This window comes from Bacillus sp. JJ1773, from assembly GCF_036962035.1.
Lineage (GTDB): Bacteria > Bacillota > Bacilli > Bacillales > Cytobacillaceae > Cytobacillus.
This window is the reverse complement of the sequence record NZ_JBALNX010000133.1, coordinates 1-3,414: the sequence shown is the minus strand read 5'-3', so window position 1 is coordinate 3,414 and position 3,414 is coordinate 1. Positions and strand designations below refer to the sequence as shown.

Sequence of the window (3,414 nt, the reverse complement as noted above, 5' to 3'; positions counted from 1 at the left end):
GCTGAAATGATCTACTTTATGTATTCTATATTTTATGCTCATTTCCTGTATTTTTTCGTAAAATTTAATTTATTTTTTTCTTGTCAAAACTGCCCTGTTTATTAAAGAAATTAGCGATTGTTCAAAAAAAGTGGTATAATTTTATAGATTATGTTTTCTGGAGGAATTTAAATAAATGATAACAGTTAGTAATGTAAGTCTTCGTTACGGAGATCGTAAACTATTTGAAGACGTTAATATTAAATTTACACCTGGAAATTGCTACGGATTAATCGGTGCGAACGGCGCGGGTAAGTCAACTTTTTTAAAGATTTTATCTGGGGAAATTGAATCACAAACAGGAACTGTCCATTTAGGTCCTGGTGAGCGTTTAGCCGTATTAAAGCAAAACCACTTTGAATATGAAGAGTTTGAAGCTTTAAAGGTAGTCATCATGGGACATGCAAGACTATACGAGGTCATGCAGGAAAAAGATGCCATCTATATGAAGGCTGACTTTACTGACGAAGATGGTATGAAGGCTGCAGAGCTTGAAGGAGAATTTGCTGAGCTTAATGGCTGGGAGGCAGAGTCTGAGGCAGCGATTCTTTTAAAAGGATTAGGCATTGGTGAAGACCTGCACACGAAAAAAATGGCTGACCTTTCTGGTGGAGAAAAAGTAAAGGTATTGCTTGCACAAGCTTTATTTGGCAAACCAGATGTTCTCCTTTTGGATGAGCCAACAAACCACTTGGACATTAAGGCGATTCAGTGGTTGGAAGAATTCTTAATTAACTTTGAAAATACAGTCATTGTCGTATCCCATGACCGTCACTTCCTAAATAAAGTGTGTACACATATTGCTGACCTTGATTTCAGTAAAATTCAAATTTATGTCGGGAACTATGATTTCTGGTATGAATCAAGCCAGCTTGCACTTCGCATGGCTTCGGATCAAAACAAAAAGAAAGAAGAAAAAATTAAAGAGCTGCAAGCATTTATTGCCCGTTTTAGTGCAAACGCATCTAAATCAAAGCAGGCTACTTCCCGTAAGAAGCTGCTTGATAAGATTTCCTTAGACGATATTAAGCCATCTTCAAGACGTTACCCTTATGTTGGGTTTACTCCGGAGAGAGAAATTGGAAATGATTTGCTTCGTGTTGAAGGAATCAGTAAGACAATTGATGGTGTTAAGGTGCTTGATAATGTAAGCTTTATTATGAATAAAGATGATAAGATTGCATTTGTTGGAACGAATGAACTTGCGAAGACAACTCTTTTCAAGATTTTAATGGGTGAACTTGAAGCTGATAGTGGTTCTTATAAATGGGGAGTTACAACTTCACAGGCTTATTTTCCAAAGGACAACTCTGACTACTTTGAAAATAGTGAATTAAATCTTGTTGACTGGCTTCGTCAATTCTCCCCTAACGATCAAAGTGAAAGCTTCTTAAGAGGATTTCTCGGCAGAATGCTATTCTCAGGCGAAGAAGTGTTAAAGAAAGCAAGTGTCCTATCTGGAGGAGAAAAAGTTCGTTGCATGCTGTCAAAAATGATGTTAAGCGGCGCGAACGTACTATTGCTTGATGAACCAACAAACCATTTGGATTTAGAATCAATTACAGCTTTAAATAATGGGTTAATCAATTATAAGGGCTCACTCATTTTCTCATCTCATGACCATCAATTTATTCAAACGATTGCAAACAGAATTATTGAATTGACACCAAATGGCTATGTTGATAAGCAAATGACGTATGATGAGTATTTAGAGAACACTGAATTACAGAAACAAGTTGCTGAAATGTACAAATAATATTATGGACAGGATGGAACCTTAATGGCACCATCCTGTTTTTTACTATGTACCTTTTAATAATCCTGTTTTTTCTTTTTGTGAATTGTAGAATCAGATGTTCTTTCACCTGTTTCTATATTGGTTGTTCCCTGCCCTTTTACTTCCGGGGAGCTTAATCCAGCTTTAGATGGATCCTTTTTTCTTTTCGACATGATGGTCTCACCTCCCTTCTTACTGTTTCTTCTCTCCTGCATAATTATTCCCAAAAACGACAGAATAAAAATTAGGTAAAAAAGCCAATCTATCAACGGAGGAGGTGTAATAAATAATGAAAAAAATTGCGGTAGAACAATCGTTAACGAATGTTTCTGATGCACTTCGTGAAAAGGGATATGATGTAGTGGACTTAAAGTCTGCTGCTGATGCAGAAAATTGTTCCGCCTGTGTAGTAACAGGAATGGACAATAACTTTATGGGCATGCATGACATAGTAACAAAAGCCCCTGTTATTGAGGCAAGCGGACTGTCAGCTGATGAGGTTTGCCAGCAGGTTGAGCAAAGATTACAATAATTATTTCAGTTAATACAAAAGAGGCTGTTCTTTTAGGTGATTGTTGTTGCCTTTGCTTAAGACCAGCCTCTTTCTTTCATTTAAAAGGTTTCAAAAATAACCTTTCCCGTTTCACTTAAATCATAATCTCCCATCATTCCTAGCTCCTTTTTAATTTCATTGGATGAAAGAATTTCTTTGATTTTTTGAATAACCTCTCTATTTACATCCGTTTTTAAGAGGACTAAATCGTATCTCTCTTTTATTAAGGGGATGAAATCTACACCAACTATTTTTGCTGCTTTTTCAATTCCTATTCCAATATCAGCCTTTTCTCCCCCAATAGCACCAGCAACAGTTAAGTGGCTTGTTTCCTCAAGATGATAGCCATTTACCTCTTTCGATCGAATACCATGGATTCGCAGCTGTTCATCCAATAGAACCCGTGCTCCCGATCCCTTTTCACGATTAATGATAGAGATATCCTCCCTATTTAAATCAGTCCAGCCAGTAATATTTTTAGGGTTTCCTTTTTGAACATAAAGTCCTGCCCATCTTGAAAGGAAATTAATAACTATAAACGGAAACCCTGTTAATATTTTTTTTACGTAAGGAATATTGTAAGTCCCAGTATCTCCATCAAATAGGTGGAGACTCACTAAATCACATTGGTTATTATACATAGAAATGAGGCTATTTAGGCTGCCTGTATACAAACGAAGCGGTCTAATATCCTGCATTTCTTTTTCCAGCTGCTTGGCAAACAGATCCAAGGCCATATCTTGTCCGCTAATAACAAAAGTGCGAGGATTGACAATTTCTTGATTTTCTTTAGACGAATCAATAATTGGCTGATTCCCCTTATTCTTATTTCTTTCTTTATAGCTTTCAAGATCACTTGAATCCACTCTCATTTGTCTCCCGACACGAAAAGACGTTAATTCATTCTTTTTAATTAAATCATATACAGTTAATTTGGAGACCTTTAACAAAGAAGCTACTTCTTCTATCGTATAGGAAATATCGTGAATAGACATTTGATCAACCCTATCTTTTTTGAATTTTGGAAAATTTTACTGTTATAACT

4 protein-coding genes are annotated in these 3,414 nt (G+C 36.1%); 2 read left to right on the top strand and 2 right to left on the bottom strand.

Annotation, left to right across the window (positions count from 1 at the left end):
• Positions 1–175: 175 nt before the first annotated feature.
• Positions 176–1,795, top strand: a complete 1,620-nt coding sequence (locus V7127_RS25215) for an ABC-F family ATP-binding cassette domain-containing protein (RefSeq protein WP_335347497.1) — start codon at positions 176–178, stop codon at positions 1,793–1,795.
• Positions 1,796–1,851: 56 nt separating this feature from the next.
• Here V7127_RS25215 and V7127_RS25210 read toward each other — a convergent pair whose 3' ends face one another.
• Entirely contained in the window at positions 1,852–1,989 is a 138-nt protein-coding gene (locus V7127_RS25210; protein WP_335347498.1) for a YuzL family protein, read from the bottom strand.
• 116 nt (positions 1,990–2,105) lie between these two features.
• On the opposite strand from V7127_RS25210, the gene V7127_RS25205 reads away from it, so the two are divergent.
• Positions 2,106–2,348 (top strand): YkuS family protein, encoded by a 243-nt coding sequence (locus tag V7127_RS25205; protein ID WP_335347499.1) that lies wholly within the window; start codon positions 2,106–2,108, stop codon positions 2,346–2,348.
• A gap of 80 nt (positions 2,349–2,428) precedes the next feature.
• Here V7127_RS25205 and V7127_RS25200 read toward each other — a convergent pair whose 3' ends face one another.
• A complete protein-coding gene (locus tag V7127_RS25200; protein ID WP_335355526.1) occupies positions 2,429–3,364 on the bottom strand; it encodes a helix-turn-helix transcriptional regulator in 936 nt (311 codons plus the stop codon).
• Between the last annotated feature and the right edge of the window lie 50 nt (positions 3,365–3,414).